Origin of the sequence: Bradyrhizobium sp. McL0615, from assembly GCF_049993905.1 — a bacterium.
GTDB lineage: Bacteria > Pseudomonadota > Alphaproteobacteria > Rhizobiales > Xanthobacteraceae > Bradyrhizobium.
Genome location: NZ_CP188254.1, coordinates 3,963,246 through 3,977,104, shown reverse-complemented (window position 1 = coordinate 3,977,104; position 13,859 = coordinate 3,963,246). Strand labels below are relative to the sequence as shown.

The 13,859-nt window shown below is 61.4% G+C and carries 17 protein-coding genes; 9 read left to right on the top strand and 8 right to left on the bottom strand.

All coding sequences use genetic code 11. The features are described 5' to 3' along the window. Positions 1–254: 254 nt before the first annotated feature. The 7 genes from ACPPVP_RS18730 to ACPPVP_RS18700 form a co-directional block, all read right to left on the bottom strand. Positions 255–1,361 carry a polyamine ABC transporter substrate-binding protein gene (locus tag ACPPVP_RS18730; RefSeq protein WP_426536870.1) on the bottom strand — a complete coding sequence of 369 codons (1,107 nt, stop codon included), beginning with the start codon at positions 1,359–1,361 and terminating at the stop codon, positions 255–257. A gap of 3 nt (positions 1,362–1,364) precedes the next feature. Beyond that, positions 1,365–2,537, bottom strand: coding sequence for an aminotransferase (locus ACPPVP_RS18725; RefSeq protein ID WP_426536868.1), 1,173 nt, complete (start codon positions 2,535–2,537; stop codon positions 1,365–1,367). 8 nt (positions 2,538–2,545) lie between these two features. Beyond that, entirely contained in the window at positions 2,546–2,875 is a 330-nt protein-coding gene (locus ACPPVP_RS18720; RefSeq protein WP_426536866.1) for a rhodanese-like domain-containing protein, read from the bottom strand. A gap of 164 nt (positions 2,876–3,039) precedes the next feature. Beyond that, positions 3,040–3,483 carry a GNAT family N-acetyltransferase gene (locus ACPPVP_RS18715; protein WP_426536864.1) on the bottom strand — a complete coding sequence of 148 codons (444 nt, stop codon included), beginning with the start codon at positions 3,481–3,483 and terminating at the stop codon, positions 3,040–3,042. Positions 3,484–3,709: 226 nt separating this feature from the next. Then, positions 3,710–3,940 (bottom strand): hypothetical protein, encoded by a 231-nt coding sequence (locus tag ACPPVP_RS18710; protein ID WP_426536862.1) that lies wholly within the window; start codon positions 3,938–3,940, stop codon positions 3,710–3,712. Continuing rightward, positions 3,937–4,284 (bottom strand): hypothetical protein, encoded by a 348-nt coding sequence (locus ACPPVP_RS18705; RefSeq protein ID WP_426536860.1) that lies wholly within the window; start codon positions 4,282–4,284, stop codon positions 3,937–3,939. The genes ACPPVP_RS18710 and ACPPVP_RS18705 overlap by 4 nt, the downstream gene beginning before the upstream one ends. Before the next feature lie 127 nt (positions 4,285–4,411). Continuing rightward, complete coding sequence (locus ACPPVP_RS18700; RefSeq protein ID WP_426536858.1) at positions 4,412–4,918, bottom strand: ferritin-like domain-containing protein; 507 nt, start codon at positions 4,916–4,918, stop codon at positions 4,412–4,414. Positions 4,919–5,202: 284 nt separating this feature from the next. On the opposite strand from ACPPVP_RS18700, the gene ACPPVP_RS18695 reads away from it, so the two are divergent. From ACPPVP_RS18695 to ACPPVP_RS18665, 7 genes are all read left to right on the top strand, one after another. Continuing rightward, complete coding sequence (locus tag ACPPVP_RS18695; RefSeq protein ID WP_426536856.1) at positions 5,203–5,520, top strand: hypothetical protein; 318 nt, start codon at positions 5,203–5,205, stop codon at positions 5,518–5,520. A gap of 17 nt (positions 5,521–5,537) precedes the next feature. Continuing rightward, on the top strand, positions 5,538–6,158 hold the full coding sequence (locus ACPPVP_RS18690) for a hypothetical protein (RefSeq protein WP_426536854.1): 621 nt from the start codon (positions 5,538–5,540) through the stop codon (positions 6,156–6,158). A 519-nt stretch (positions 6,159–6,677) separates the two neighbouring features. After that, positions 6,678–7,952, top strand: a complete 1,275-nt coding sequence (locus tag ACPPVP_RS18685; protein ID WP_426536852.1) for an OpgC domain-containing protein — start codon at positions 6,678–6,680, stop codon at positions 7,950–7,952. A 90-nt stretch (positions 7,953–8,042) separates the two neighbouring features. Further along, entirely contained in the window at positions 8,043–8,270 is a 228-nt protein-coding gene (locus ACPPVP_RS18680; protein ID WP_426536850.1) for a hypothetical protein, read from the top strand. Positions 8,271–8,457: 187 nt separating this feature from the next. Further along, positions 8,458–9,678 (top strand): vanadium-dependent haloperoxidase, encoded by a 1,221-nt coding sequence (locus ACPPVP_RS18675; RefSeq protein WP_426536848.1) that lies wholly within the window; start codon positions 8,458–8,460, stop codon positions 9,676–9,678. A 4-nt stretch (positions 9,679–9,682) separates the two neighbouring features. Beyond that, positions 9,683–10,708 (top strand): hypothetical protein, encoded by a 1,026-nt coding sequence (locus ACPPVP_RS18670; protein WP_426536846.1) that lies wholly within the window; start codon positions 9,683–9,685, stop codon positions 10,706–10,708. Between the two features lie 60 nt (positions 10,709–10,768). Further along, entirely contained in the window at positions 10,769–10,903 is a 135-nt protein-coding gene (locus ACPPVP_RS18665; protein ID WP_426536844.1) for a hypothetical protein, read from the top strand. 23 nt (positions 10,904–10,926) lie between these two features. Here the strand turns inward: ACPPVP_RS18665 and ACPPVP_RS18660 are convergent, their stop codons facing one another. Further along, positions 10,927–11,364, bottom strand: coding sequence for a hypothetical protein (locus tag ACPPVP_RS18660; RefSeq protein WP_426536842.1), 438 nt, complete (start codon positions 11,362–11,364; stop codon positions 10,927–10,929). A gap of 358 nt (positions 11,365–11,722) precedes the next feature. On the opposite strand from ACPPVP_RS18660, the gene ACPPVP_RS18655 reads away from it, so the two are divergent. Beyond that, positions 11,723–12,415: a response regulator transcription factor gene (locus tag ACPPVP_RS18655; protein ID WP_426537929.1), complete on the top strand. Its 693-nt coding sequence runs from the start codon at positions 11,723–11,725 to the stop codon at positions 12,413–12,415. Further along, positions 12,402–13,781: a sensor histidine kinase gene (locus ACPPVP_RS18650; RefSeq protein ID WP_426536841.1), complete on the top strand. Its 1,380-nt coding sequence runs from the start codon at positions 12,402–12,404 to the stop codon at positions 13,779–13,781. The genes ACPPVP_RS18655 and ACPPVP_RS18650 overlap by 14 nt, the downstream gene beginning before the upstream one ends. Positions 13,782–13,859: the final 78 nt, after the last annotated feature.

Below are 13,859 nucleotides of genomic sequence, written 5' to 3'. Positions count from 1 at the left end.
CGCTCGGGTTCCGGCAACAGAAGTTTGTTGGGAGCGAACGCAGCCCGGACGAACGCAGCGACGTCCGGGATTTTGCGGGACCGGCCCCGGATATCGCTGCGCTCATCCGGGCTACGATTCTCATCCGGGGCTACGGGCGAGCGTGCAACTGGCCGTAACGATCTCACAACGTCATTGCGAGCGCAGCGAAGCAATCCATCTATCCGTTATGCCGAGGCATGGATTGCTTCGCTTCGCTCGCAATGACGGGAAAATCACTTCCCCGTCTTCACCCTCGTCCACAGCCGGTTGATGATGCGCTGGGTGGCGGGGTCGCGGGCCTGGATGACGAACAACTTTTTCTGCGTCGCCTCATCCGGGTAAATATTTCGGTCGTTCAAAATCTTCGGATCGACCAGCTTCTGGCTCGCCAGATTGCCGTTGGCGTACGACAAAAAGTCGGAATTTTTCGCGGCGACGTCCGGGCGGTAGAGATAATTGATCAGCGCGTAGGCCTCCGCGACGTTCTTCGCGTCCGCCGGAATCACCAGATTGTCGAAGAACATCTGCGCGCCCTCCTTCGGAATCGTGTAGCCGATCTCGATGCCGTTCCTGGCTTCCGCCGCGCGGCTGCGCGCCTGCATGATGTCGCCGGACCATCCGACCACGAAACAGATTTCACCTGACGCCAGCGCGCCCAGATATTCGGAGGAGTGAAACTTGCGGACGTTGGGCCTGATCTTGCTGACGAGATCGGCGGCCTTTTCCAGGTCGGCCTGCCTGGTCGAGTTCGGATCAATGCCGAGATAGCCGAGCGCCGCGGGCAGAATATCGTCTGCCGAGTCCAGCATATGGATGCCGCAATCCTTGAATTTTGCGAGGTTCTCCGGCTTGAAGACGATATCCCAACTATCGATTTTCGCGTCCGGCCCGAGGATTTTCTGCGCGGTCTTGACGTTGTAGCCGATGCCCGTGGTGCCCCACATGTAGTTGGCGGCGTAATCGTTGCCGGGATCGTAAGTCGCGAGATGGCCGGTTACGACCGGCCAGGCATTGGCGAGGTTCGGCAGCTTCGACTTGTCGAGCTTGAGGAAGACTTTTGCCGTGATCTGGCGCTGCAGGAAATAGCCGGTCGGCACGACGACGTCGTAGCCCGACTTTCCTGCCAGCAGCCGCGTCTCCAGCGTCTCGTTGGCGTCAAAGGTGTCGTAGACCACCTTGATGCCGGTTTCCTTGGTGAAGTCTTCCAGCACCCCCGGGGCCATATAGTTCGACCAGTTGTAGAAGTTCACGGTGCGCTCTTCGGCCTGCGCCGGCGACAGCGACAGCACAACCGTGATCGCACCGATCAGGCAAAGCGAGCCTCGGAGGGAATCGCGCATCTTCTACCTCTTGCGACGCCCGTGCACCGCGTCCGACAGGCGTTCCAGCGCGGTATCCAGCGTTTCGTCCTTCTTTGAAAAACAGAACCGCACCACCGACGTCACCGCGTCCTGCTCATAGAACGCCGATACTGGGATCGCAGCGACTTTATAATCGGTCACGATGCGGTTGCAGAACTCGACGTCGGTTTCGTTGAGACCGAGCGGCGAGAGATCGACGGTGAGAAAATAGGTGCCCTGCGACTTCAGCACGGGAAAGCCGATGCTTTCCAATCCTTTGGTCAGACGGTCCCGGCTCCGCGCCAGGTCCTTGCGCATATCATGGAAATATTCGTCGGGCTTGTTGAGGCCGTAGGCGACGGCGGCCTGCAGGTTCGGCGCTGTCGTGAAGGTCAGAAACTGGTGAACCTTGGCCGCCACGCGCAACAGCGGCGGCGCGGCGCAGACGAAGCCGATCTTCCATCCCGTCAGCGAAAAGATCTTGCCCGCGCTGCCGACCTTGATCGTGCGGTCGCGCATGCCCGGGATCGTGATCAGCGGAATATGCTCGCGGCCGTCGAAGATCACGTGCTCCCAGACCTCGTCGCAGATCGCGATCGTGTCGTACTGCTGGCAGAACCGCGCCAGCAATTCGAGATCCTCGCGGGGATAGACGACGGCGGCCGGATTGAGCGGGTTGTTGAACAGCACCGCCTTGGTCTTGTGGTTGAAGACGCTGGCCAGCATCTCCTCCGTCAGCCGCCAATCAGGCGGCTCGAGCCGCAGCAGGCGCGGAATGCCGCCGGCCTGGCGGATGATCGGCAGGTAGCTGTCATAGACCGGCTGAAAGCAGACGACCTCGTCACCGGGTTCGACGACGGCGAGAATGGAAGCCGTCAGCGCCTCGGTGCCGCCCGACGTCACCATCACTTCCGTCATGGGATCGAGCGCGAGCTTGTGCCAGCGGCCGTAATGGGCCGCGATCGCCTGCCGCAGTTCGGGAATGCCCATCATCGACGGGTATTGGTTGTAGCCGTTCACGGTGGCGTCGGCCGCGGCGCGGCGGATGTCCTCCGGACCGGGATCGTCGGGAAAGCCCTGGCCGAGATTGATGGCGTTATTGTCGCGCGCGGCCTGCGACATCGCCTCGAACACGGTGACCGGAAGGTCGGCAAAGACCTTATTCATGGATGTCATGATGGAGATCAGCCGCCAGTTCTGGTCGGCAAGCCGGCTGCCTTCCAGCCGATGATGCCCCCAGCCAGATGCTTGTCATAGGGCAGGCCCGCTGCCTGCGCCGCCAGCGAGGCCGTCACCGAGCGCTTGCCCGAACGGCAGGCGAAAACCACCTGCTTGCCCTTGGGATCGGGAATGGCCGCCGGGTCGAACGACTGCAGCGGAACGACCACGCCGTCCGGATAGGCTTCCACCGCGACCTCGTTGGGTTCGCGGACGTCGACCAGAAGATAGCGCCCTTCCGCTATCCCCTTGGAAACGTCTTCCGGGGTCAAATCGTGCACTTGATGGTCCGCCACGCAATATCCTCCTGACAACCCGCCCGCGAGGGCTCAGATCAGCCCGGCCAAGCGGGCGCCAAAGTCGCCCCTCGCGGGACGAAAATCAAGCGCCGCGAACGGTTTAAACGGCTGCCAAAGCCGTACCGCCGCCCGTCGCATTTATTCTCCTTCCGCCGCGCTTTTCAGGCGAGATGTTCTTTCACCATGGGCCAGGCGCCATCAGGCGTTTGAGGGCCGTTCGCCCGGTAGCCGCGACGCAGGTAAAAACCGCGGGCGTTTGAGCTTGCCTCAAGGCGCACTGACGGGAACTCGCGCTCACGCATCAGTCCTTCGAGCCTGTCGAGCAGTCCGGCGCCAACGCCCTGCCCGGCAAATTCTGGTGCCGTATACAGGCCCTCCAGCGCGTCGTCGCGAACGGCCGCCCACCCGGCGACGGTGCCGTCCAGTTCGGCAACCCATATTTCCAGCTCACCCAGCTTTCGCTCCATCCCGGAGAGCGTCAGCCGCTCAGCCCACGCCTGCGCTTCGGCGGTCGGCATCGCTGGAGGCGCGAGTTCAAGGATCGATCGCCGCCGCAGCTCGTACAGTCGGCTCGCGTCCTTGCGCATCGCCAGACGGTAAGCCATAGCCATCGTGACCTGCCCCTAGTCAAGCGGATCTGCAAAACCAGCGCAGCAATGTACGCCTTTGAAAGATGAGTGATCTGGTGATCGGCTACGTCGATGTCGGAGTATAACCGAAACGCGGCACGGGCGCAGGAGGGCCGCTGGCCCGACCACGCTCTTTATCGACCTGCGGTGACGCTCGGGGCTAACGGGCTCGTTTACCGCAAGTCGAGTTTGCCGCCGATCTTCATTCCTTTTTCGCCTTGGACCTGGACTTCGCCGTTGCGGACGGCGGCGCCGCGGCCTCTCGTGCGAGCCGCTCGGCTTTCAGACGCTCCCGGTTCTGCGAGAATGCGGTCTGGGCGATCTCGTGATCGCTCACGGCCGTCTTGGCGCCTACTTCGCGGAAGGCCTTCCGCGCTTCCCGCTCGGCGCTGCTGATCTGCTTCGAAGGTTCATTGCCGCGAGGTGTTTTCATTTTCTCGCCTTTGGCCGATCGACACGCGCCTCTCTGAACTCTTCGGGTCCTTTCAGCAGCCGGCTCTTGCGGCTGGCCCGATCGCCGGCGGTTGCAGCGCCATCGCCCAGCCCGTCGATGACGTTAGCAGCCAATTCCTTGGCTCGCGTCGCATTAACCTGTGTTGGCCTTAGCCCAGCCATCAGCCCCAGTTCTACCAGCTGCCAGATGGCGTCGGAGGGGTTGACGTCATTGGCGATCGCCCAGGCTTCCACCTTAGCCATCAGCGTTGCGGGCATCCGTGTCAGTGCGGACGGAACTCGTTCGGAACGAGAGTTATCGCGCGTCATCTTAGGTGTTTTCATTAGAACATCACGCGCGCAGTACGGATTCGTTCCGTCCTGCGCGGCGCGTCAGCTAGCGCAATTGCGCCTGCGCGCCTCCTGCTGGAGGCGCGCTCGCGTGCTTACCGCTACGTTGATCGGGCGACGCTTATGCGGCTTCGTCTTGTTCAGCGTCCAGATTAACGACCGATTTCGCAAGTTTCGTCAGCGCAGCGTCGGTCGCACGTTCCTCATCGAGAGTCTGCTGCAGCAACTTCACCGCCTTCGTGTAACCGAGTTCTTCGGCCCAGGTGCGAAGTGTGCCGTAGCGGCTCATTTCGTAGTGCTCGACGGCCTGCGCTGCGGCAAGCAAGCCTGCGTCGTGAGCCGGCATGCCCTTATACTCGTCCATGATCTCCTGGCCTTCCTTGGCGATCCCCACGATGGCCTCGCAAGTTTTGCCTTGAGGCTTCTTGTCAATCTCCGCGAACACCTGCTCCAAACGGCCGATCTGACCTTCGGTCTCGCCGAGGTGTTTCTCGAAAGCTGCTTTAAGTCCGGCGTGCTGAGCCGCTTTCGCCATTTTCGGCAGGCTTGCGAGGATCTTCTTTTCGGCGAAATAGACATCCTTGAGCGTGTCGTGAAACAGGTCTTCAAGCTTCTTCATCTTGGCCATGATTGTCTCCGGGTAAGGTGATTACGTGAGGCAATCTCCCATCTTCCGCTAAGTTCCTTCTCAAGCTGCCGTTGAGCCGTGACGCCGCAGCACCGGCGCCCGTTTTCGGAACCATTGCCGACGTGCCAATGCGGCGCGAGCGCGGCGACGAGCAGCCGCAAAGCGCGCTCGAAGACGCCACGGGCGACGAATGTTCGGCGATGAGCGTTCCGAGTGAAGCAACAGCTTAGGAACCAAAGCCGCAGCGGGAGATTGGGCTGCTCCTGAAGCTCTGGAGATAAACTATGAAACGATCACTTCTGTTCATTTGTATTGGATTGTTGGCGGCGACCACTGCGTCGGCGCAAAATCCGCCCGCACAGCCTGGACCGAACAACAACGCGGTTAACAGCGCCGGCCAGAACAACTCCAACGCTCCTGTCGCCGGTCGCAACAGTTTCACTGAAGGACAAGCCAAGTCGAAGATCGAAGATGCCGGCTACACCAACGTCACCGAGTTGACGAAGGACGACAACGGTGTCTGGCGCGGCAAGGCCAGCAAGAGCGGCTCAGCCACGGCGGTAAGCGTCGATTTTCAAGGCAACGTCAATACTGCCAAGTAAGGTAAGGAAGGTTTAGCATGACTGTTACAATTTCTCGTCTTTACGACAACCACAATAACGCGCAGCAGGCTGTTCGGCGCCTCGAATCCGCGGGCGTGCCGCACTCGGACATCAGCTTGGTCGCCAATAATTCAGACAGCTGGTTCAACACCGACAAGAAGGTGGATCGCGACCGCGATGGCGTCGACGATCGCGCCGAAGGTGCCGGGAAAGGCGCCGGCATCGGCGCAGGTGTAGGCGGCACTGCCGGCCTTCTTGCCGGGCTCGGTTTGCTGGCGATCCCCGGCCTCGGTCCGGTTGTCGCCGCCGGCTGGCTGGCCGCGACGGCAGTTGGTGCCGCCGCAGGCGCAGCGACCGGCGGTATTGTCGGAGCACTTACGGAGGCCGGCGTTTCGGACGAGGATGCGCAGTCCTACGCCGAAGGGGTCCGTCGTGGAGGCACGCTGGTGTCGGCACGCGTTTCCGATGCGGACCGCTCCCGCCTCGATTCAGTATTGAACGAGTCTGCCATCAACCTGCGTGACCGCAGTGCTGCCTGGCGAAAGGCCGGGTGGAAGTCGTTCGATCCCGCGAGCAAGCCCTATGGTGCTGAGGAAGTTCGCAAGGAACGGCAGCTTTACGGCGGCTCACTTCGCTAAGAACGTTCAAACGGCCCGCTTCGGCGGGCCGCTTTTTGGTCAATCGCGAATAAATCATCCGAGGCGCGAGTTCAAAGATCCGTCGTCGTTGAATGTCATAGTGACTTCTCGCGTCCTTGCACGTCGCTCGACAGTTACCTCGCGTCAAACGGATCTGCCAAGCCAATGTCCGCCATTGAGAGATGCGGAATCGATAACCGCGTAAGTTGATATCAGAGGTTGACTCATACGCGACGTTCACAGGCTTAGATTGTGCGCCAGCTAAGCGCGCTTTCAAAGTAAGGTAATCATACTAGTGCGAAGCAGATCACATTAGCCGTCGGGCAACCGGAATAGAGTCACCGAGCAATCATCGTTTACGCTTAGCTCGCCGCAAACACTCGCGTAAAGGGCATTTTGTTACAACGCATCGACGGATAGTGTCCGCGGCGTTGTCACCTTCCAGCAAGGCCGCGGCGTTGCTTCTTTATCGAGGACGGCCCCTCTTGACGCGTGCTTGCACGACGGACCGGGCAACCAATGCACGATCGAACCAACACTCCGAAGCCATTGATAGGCGAGCCATCGCCGGAGTTAAAAGGACTTGGCCGCGACCTGCGCCTCGATGCCTGCCGTGGCATCGCACTATGGTTCCTCTTTCTGGACCACATCCCCAACAACGTCGGAAGCTGGCTGACACTGCGGAACTACGGCTTCAGCGATACCGCGGAAGTGTTCGTGTTTATCTCGGGCGTAACCTGCGCGCTGGCCTACGGCAGGGCACGTCGGTGCGAGGGCTGGAGCGCAGTGATCGGCCGTTCGCTGCGGCGAAGCTGGGACATTTATGCCGCATTTCTGCTAGTCACACTCGCTTGCGCCATCATGGTTTACCTCGCAGGCCGCGACCATCTTGCCGACCACAGCAATACGCGCATTCTGCTGGAACATCCTGGCGCGGCGCTCGCGCACGCCGCGATCCTGCAATACCGTCCCGTCAACACCGACGTCTTGCCGATTTTCGTGCTTTATCACCTTTTGTTCACGCCGCTGCTGTGGCTGCTGCTGCGAGTGCCAAACGCAACGCTTGGCGCTTCGCTATTGCTTTATGTGCTTGTGCACGTCTTCGGCTGGACTGTCCCGGCTTGGCCGAACAACGTCTGGTTCTTCAATCCGCTGGCCTGGCAGCTTCTGATTGTGTTTGGCGCCTGGTGGGTCATCGAGGGGAAGAGATTCTGGCCGTGGGTAACCTCGCGCACGGCGCTTGTACTCGCCGTTCTCTATCTGGTTTTTAGCCTGATCATCGCATTGAGCTGCAACATCAAGCCACTGGAAGCGCTCGTCCCGCAGACGCTGGCGAAGCTGCTTTATCCGCTGGACAAATCAAATCTCGATCCCTTGCGACTACTGCATTTCTTTGCCCTTGCGATTTTGGCGGTATGGCTCGTGCCCCGCGATTGGCGAGGGTTGACGGCGCCGGCAATGCGCTGCGCGATCCGTTGTGGCGAGAACTCGCTACCGATTTATTGCCTGGGCGTTCTACTGGTGCTCGCCAGCCACATGGCGCTGGTCGACATCTCGGATGGGTTCGCGATGCAGATCGCGCTCAGCCTCGGTGGCATCCTGGTGCTGATTGCGGCCGCAACGCTGTTGAACTTGATCAGGAGCAAACCCAGGGCAGCAGCCGAAATTGCCTTGATGGCCGCGATCCCTGAGAATGGCCACGAAACACGCAGAATGCCGATATCGCCGAAATCGCCCCGAACCCGGTCTGAGCAGCAATCCGAATTTGGAACAGCGTCGTTCTCGAATCTGTGAATTCGCGCGATCCGTAATTGTCGCACCGCCTTGAACCTTCGCAAAATTCCCATGACCCACACTATGGGGGGACCACCGTAGGAGGTCCTTATGACGAAGCATCGAACGATTACCGGGTTCGTTACCATCGCTCTGCTCGCCGTTGCCGCAACTGCCGCAAACGTAAGAACGCACGCGCCTTCGACCGACGGCATTGTCGTCTCCGCCGGAACGACTGCGTTGAAGGGCATCCCAGTTGACGCGAACGCCCCGACCGCGAGTTTTGACGAGCGCTGGTCCGCGATGTCAGCTTCGAAAACGGATACGCCTGAGCAATAGGGTCCGCCTTCGCCAAGCACCGCCGCAGTCGGGCTTGGCGAAAATTGCAATCGACCCTTGGTGGTTGGCTGGCGCGTTCGCGTAACGAGGCGCGGGCGCGGTTGCGTGCACGACAACATGCTTACGGAGGTACATCCACACCCACATTGGCAGTCGTTCGGAATCCAACTTTTCGAAGGAGGCAACGATGAACGTACTGAAAGCTGCAATCGTCGGCCTGGCTCTGATCTCCGCCAATACACCGGTCCGCGCCGACGTCATCGCCGACTGGAACAACACCGCCATGGACGTGATGAAGGCGGTCAACGTGACCGGTAATCCCTGGACGCGCAGCATGGCCCTGGTGAACGTGTCGATGTCCGACGCGGTCAACTCGGTGCAGAACCGATATTCGCGTTACATGCCGGAACTTCCAAGTGACCCGAGCGCCTCGGCCGAGGCTGCGGCCGCTACCGCGGCCCGCGAAATACTCATGCGCCAGTATCCCGGCCAGAAAGAGCGGATCGATGCCGCTTTCGCCGAGACGATGAAAGCCGTTCCGGACAACCCCGCACGGGTTGCGGGTATTGATTTGGGCGAAAAAGTCGCGGGCGCGATTTACGCCGAACGTCAGAGCGACGCGACAAACATGCCCGACACGTACCGCCCGCTCACCACGCCTGGCGTATGGGTGCCGACCACGCCGCCGCTGTTCCCTCAATATGCGACGGCAAAGCCGTGGGGCATGGAGAGCGCGAGTCAGTTCCGCCCGGCTCCGCCCCCTGCCCTCAACAGTGCGCTTTACGCGCGCGATTACAACGAAACCCGGGAAATGGGCGGATTGAAAAGCACGAAGCGGACCGACGCACAGTCCGACGCCGTGCGCTTCTGGACACAGGCCAACCTGGCGCCCTCATGGTTCCAGGCCGCCACGCAGGCTTCCGCTCGCCACGGCCTCTCCGTGCCAGAAAGCGCGCGGGTGTTCGCACTGATGTCCATGGCTCTCGCCAATTGCTACGTCGTCGATTGGGACGCCAAGTTCCAGTACAATTTTTGGCGGCCGATCACCGCGATCCGCAACGGCGACCAGGACGGCAACGATGCAACCGAACGCGACGCAGGCTGGCAGCCTCTGAACACCACGCCGATGCATCCGGAATACCCGTCGCAGGCGGGGATCAACGCGGGTGCGGCGCGAGGCGTTCTGGAAGCTGTTTTCGGCAGCGGGACGCAAGGCGTCATCGCGACCGACGCCTCCGACGCACGCCTTTCACGCAAATTCGATAGCTTTGCGCAGATGGCCCGGGAGCACGAAGAGGTGCGCATCTGGGGCGGCATTCACTTCCGCAATTCGCTGGAGGCCGGAGACGCGATGGGTCGCAAGGTCGCCGATCACCTCGTGGCAAATTACATCAAGCCTGCGCGGTAGGCCCGTGTTCGGCGCCATCTCAAGGCGCCTGGTAACCGGCGGCGCGCTGCTGCTCGCCGCCTTCCTTGCCGCTGACGCCGCTGACATCGACGACGATCTGCCCGACCTTGCGGACCAGATCGCTCGGATGGCCTCCGAGGTCGCACTCGAATTGCAGCAAACCTGTCCGCCTGCATCGCCCGCAGACCAGGCAGCCTTCGATCGATGCCGGCGCAGCCTGTTCGGCGACTCCGCGCTGCGGCGCAGCCTCGCGCCAAGGCTCCTGTGGGGCCGCCGGAATCAGGACGCCGGGGCAGCCCTCAAGGACACCAATCTCACGCAGTTTGCGCCCGATGTGATTACCGGCCTCTACCTCTCGCTGTTCATGTACAGCGGCGAGTACAGCACCGAGTATGTCGAGCGCGAGCGATTGTACCTGATCCGTCTGCGCGCAGGATTCCGCAACCTGTTGCCACCCGGGCAGTTTCCGTACCCGTTCTGGCACCAGGAGGCAAAATGGGGTGTTTATCAGGCCGCCAATTCGGTTCTGCTCTGGGTCAATCCAAAGACCGCGAAGATCGTCATCGGACAATTTACCGAGCGGGGCAGCGGCAGCCCTGTGGCCTCCACGCAGCCGATATGGCCCAAGTTCGATGGCAAATGGATGTGGATGGACAAGGAGGGACGCATCCAGCCGCGCGTGACGCTGTTCGACGGCTTGTTCCGGCAAGACAATCCCTATCTGGCAGAGCTCGACGCCACCTACAGGAAGCTGGCGCTGCGCATGCGCGACGGGCAATGCGATAATTGTCACGTGCCGAACAACCCGATGCCGATGCGCCGGCTGGTGCTGATGCACACACCGGCCCATGCGGCAGGCGAGATTGCCCGGTTGATGAAGGCGGTGCGTGAGGACAGGATGCCGCTCGACGATACCGGCGCCGAACAGCCGCTCGAGCCCGCGCTCAAACGTGCGCTGCTCGAAAGCGGCGCTGCTTTCGAAGAGATGGTGAAGGCCGCAAAAGATTGGGAAGCGGCGCACCTGGATTGAACGGCACGCGCCTGATCCGGTTCGCGGCAGGTTACGCCAGACTTTCGCGGTGCCGACGCCATGTCCGGTCCGCGCGCGATCTCGACCGACGAGGCCATCACCAAGCTCGAGCGTCGTACCACGCAACTTGGCGAAGTGCTGCGCATCCATCGTTGCGCGACGATTGGCGCGGTCGCCAATGCATGGCGAAACTAACTTCCGTGTCAGAAACTGTCGCATTATTCATTTGAAATCACTTGATCATTTGGGTCTGCTGATTGTCTTCTTTTGTGCGACCGTATCGGTCGCTGCAATTCGACACGGAGGTTGGGATGAACAACAAGCTTCTTAAATGCCTCACCGCGGGTGCGATGGTTGCGGCGCTTGCGCTTGCGTCGCCCGTGCTCGCTCGCGGCGGCGGTGGCGGCCATGGCGGCGGTGGTGGCGGTCATGGTGGTGGCGGCATGCATGGAGGTGGAGGCATGCATGGAGGTGGAGGCGGAATGCATTTTGGTGGCATGGGCGGCGGGATGCGTGGCGGCGGCATGGGTTTCGCAGGCAGCCGCGTCGCATTCGGAGGCAGCCGGGTCGGATTCGCAGGTAGCCGCTTCGCGGGTCCGCGTTTTGCGCATGCCGGATTTGCCCATCACGGCCGATTCTTCCATCACCGCCACCATCGCTTTGCGTTCATTGGTGTTGGTGTGCCCTACGCCTATGCCGCCTACGACGGCTGCTGGCGCAGGACGTGGACGCCATACGGACTTCGATGGGTCAACGTCTGTGGCGCCTACGGCTACTACTGATGCTCGCGATTGAGACAATGCCGTTGCCATATTGATCTCTTGAGTCCGGGTCCCAGCGCGTCCGTGCCGTCCGTGCGCAAGGATCCAGACATGGTGATGGTCGCCACCGGCGCATGGTCCCGACAAAGGGATCCGGTCCCCGTGGGTGGCGACCGTCACCTTGTTCACGTACCCTTCAGATTACATGAGCAAGTCTCCAGCTGCCTGGGCAGTCGTTCGGAGACGGAAGACCATGACGGGAGGTCATCGGCGCATTCTGGTCGTTGAGGATGACCCGGAAACCGCCGACCAACTCGTGGAATCGCTCAAGACCAGCGGTTACCAGGTGGATTTGGCCACCAGCGGTAACGAAGCGCTGAGTCGCGGCGCCGCCGGCGGCTATGCCGTCATCACGATCGACCGCATGCTGCCTGACATCGACGGCATTGCCGTCATGCGCCGGTTCCGTGACGATGGCATCGCCGCACCCGTCCTGATCGTCAGTGCACTCGGAGAAGTCGACGATCGGGTGCGCGGCTTGCGTGCCGGAGGCGATGACTATCTGGTCAAACCTTTTTCGTTCGTCGAACTTCTTGCGAGGGTCGAGGCGCTTGCCCGACGCAGTGACACCATTGTCAAGGAGACCATCTTGCGTGTCGGCGATCTCGCACTCGACCTGATGTCACGGACCGCCAGCCGGCGTGGCAAGGATATTGTGCTTTTTCCCCGGGAGTTTCAGCTGCTCGAATATCTGGTTCGCAACGAAGGCCGCGTCGTATCCAGGGCCATGTTGCTGCAGCACGTCTGGGACCTTCATTTCGATCCCTCCACGAATATCATCGACGTCTATGTCGGGCGCGTGCGTCGCAAGGTCGACGGCCAGCAGGCTTATCCGCTGATCCATACGGTTCGCGGCACAGGGTATTGTCTCCGTGCTCCTGGCTAAGACCTTAACGTCATCGACGTTCAGGCTGGCGCTGATTGCGATCGGGACCTTCGGCGTGATCGTGTCGGCCATTTTCAGCTACGTCTACCTGTCGACCTCCGCCTATGTGCGCAGCCGATCGGATCGCGCTATCGTGACCGAGTATTTGAGCCTGAAGAGCGCCTACGAACGGTCGGGGCGCGATGGGCTGATCGCCTTGATCCAGGAACGCATCGCCGACAGTAGTTTTGCAGACAGCGTGTATATCCTGGCCGATCCTTCCCTGGTCACGCTGGCCGGCAATCTCAAGATATGGCCATCGACGGCCACGGCATCCGAAGGATGGATAGAGTTTCGCGCGCAGGAGCCGCACTCCCATGCGACAACCCGGCCGCTGCTGCGGGCCATGCTCGGTACATTTCCGAGCCGCGATCGTCTGCTGGTCGGAAGGGATATCAGCGAGCTCGACGGCTTTGCCGACCAGATCAAGACGGCCGTGATCTCGGGCATTGTACTGATATTCGTGCTTGCGGGGGTCGCGAGCATCCTCGTGACGCGCCGCACAGTGGGGCGGATTGAAGCGATCAACGCCACCAGCCGGGCCATCATGCAGAGCGGCCTGGATCAGCGCATCCCGCTCCGCGGCACCCATGACGAATGGGACCGCGTCGCGGAGAACCTTAACCAGATGCTGAACCGCATCGAAACATTGATGGGAGAGGTCAAGCAGGTGAGCGACAATGTCGCGCACGACCTCCGCACGCCGCTGACGCGCATGCGCGGACGGCTGGAGAAGGCCTATCACGGCCAGCGCACCGGCGAGGACGACCAGGCGCTGATCGGCGACACGATCGCCGACCTCGATGCCGTGTTGCGGATATTCTCGTCGCTCACGCGGATAGCGCACATCGAGACCCAGGCACGAAAGGGCGCGTTCCGCACCGTGAACATGGCGGAAATCGCCGGCGAGGTTGTGGAACTGTACGATGCCGCGGCCGAACAGGTGGGCACCCGCCTCACCGTCGTCGGCGATCGCGAAGCGCTCGTGACCGGCGATCGCGACCTGATCTTCGATGCCATCGCCAATCTCGTCGACAATGCGATCAAGCATGGCCGCGCCGGGGGGCAAGTCGTGGTCGCGAACGAAAATATCGATGGCAATCCGGTCCTCTCGATCGCCGATGACGGGCCCGGAATTCCCGCCCGCGAATACGAGCAGGTTTTCAAGCGCTTTTACCGGCTCGAACACAGCCGCTACACGCCGGGAAACGGTCTGGGGCTCAGCCTGGTCGCGGCCGTCGCCCATCTTCACGGCGCGCGAATCGAAATGCTCGATAACGCGCCGGGCCTCAAGCTCAAACTCTGGTTTTCCGCACCAATCCATTAGCCGCGAACGGGTCGAGGCGCCTGCGACAGCCCACGCGATTCCCGCAGGGCCAAGCTCAGCCGCTGGGGCGACCACGCT

Excerpts from the sequence above, each read along its gene's own strand:
- ACPPVP_RS18730 (WP_426536870.1), bottom strand. The coding sequence starts at position 1,361 with ATGCGCGATTCCCTCCGAGGCTCGCTTTGCCTGATCGGTGCGATCACG.
- ACPPVP_RS18725 (WP_426536868.1), bottom strand. The coding sequence starts at position 2,537 with ATGACATCCATGAATAAGGTCTTTGCCGACCTTCCGGTCACCGTGTTC.
- ACPPVP_RS18715 (WP_426536864.1), bottom strand. The coding sequence starts at position 3,483 with ATGGCTTACCGTCTGGCGATGCGCAAGGACGCGAGCCGACTGTACGAG.
- ACPPVP_RS18710 (WP_426536862.1), bottom strand. The coding sequence starts at position 3,940 with ATGAAAACACCTCGCGGCAATGAACCTTCGAAGCAGATCAGCAGCGCC.
- ACPPVP_RS18705 (WP_426536860.1), bottom strand. The coding sequence starts at position 4,284 with ATGAAAACACCTAAGATGACGCGCGATAACTCTCGTTCCGAACGAGTT.
- ACPPVP_RS18700 (WP_426536858.1), bottom strand. The coding sequence starts at position 4,918 with ATGGCCAAGATGAAGAAGCTTGAAGACCTGTTTCACGACACGCTCAAG.
- ACPPVP_RS18695 (WP_426536856.1), top strand. The coding sequence starts at position 5,203 with ATGAAACGATCACTTCTGTTCATTTGTATTGGATTGTTGGCGGCGACC.
- ACPPVP_RS18690 (WP_426536854.1), top strand. The coding sequence starts at position 5,538 with ATGACTGTTACAATTTCTCGTCTTTACGACAACCACAATAACGCGCAG.
- ACPPVP_RS18685 (WP_426536852.1), top strand. The coding sequence starts at position 6,678 with ATGCACGATCGAACCAACACTCCGAAGCCATTGATAGGCGAGCCATCG.
- ACPPVP_RS18680 (WP_426536850.1), top strand. The coding sequence starts at position 8,043 with ATGACGAAGCATCGAACGATTACCGGGTTCGTTACCATCGCTCTGCTC.
- ACPPVP_RS18675 (WP_426536848.1), top strand. The coding sequence starts at position 8,458 with ATGAACGTACTGAAAGCTGCAATCGTCGGCCTGGCTCTGATCTCCGCC.
- ACPPVP_RS18665 (WP_426536844.1), top strand. The coding sequence starts at position 10,769 with ATGTCCGGTCCGCGCGCGATCTCGACCGACGAGGCCATCACCAAGCTC.
- ACPPVP_RS18660 (WP_426536842.1), bottom strand. The coding sequence starts at position 11,364 with ATGGTGGCGGTGATGGAAGAATCGGCCGTGATGGGCAAATCCGGCATG.
- ACPPVP_RS18655 (WP_426537929.1), top strand. The coding sequence starts at position 11,723 with ATGACGGGAGGTCATCGGCGCATTCTGGTCGTTGAGGATGACCCGGAA.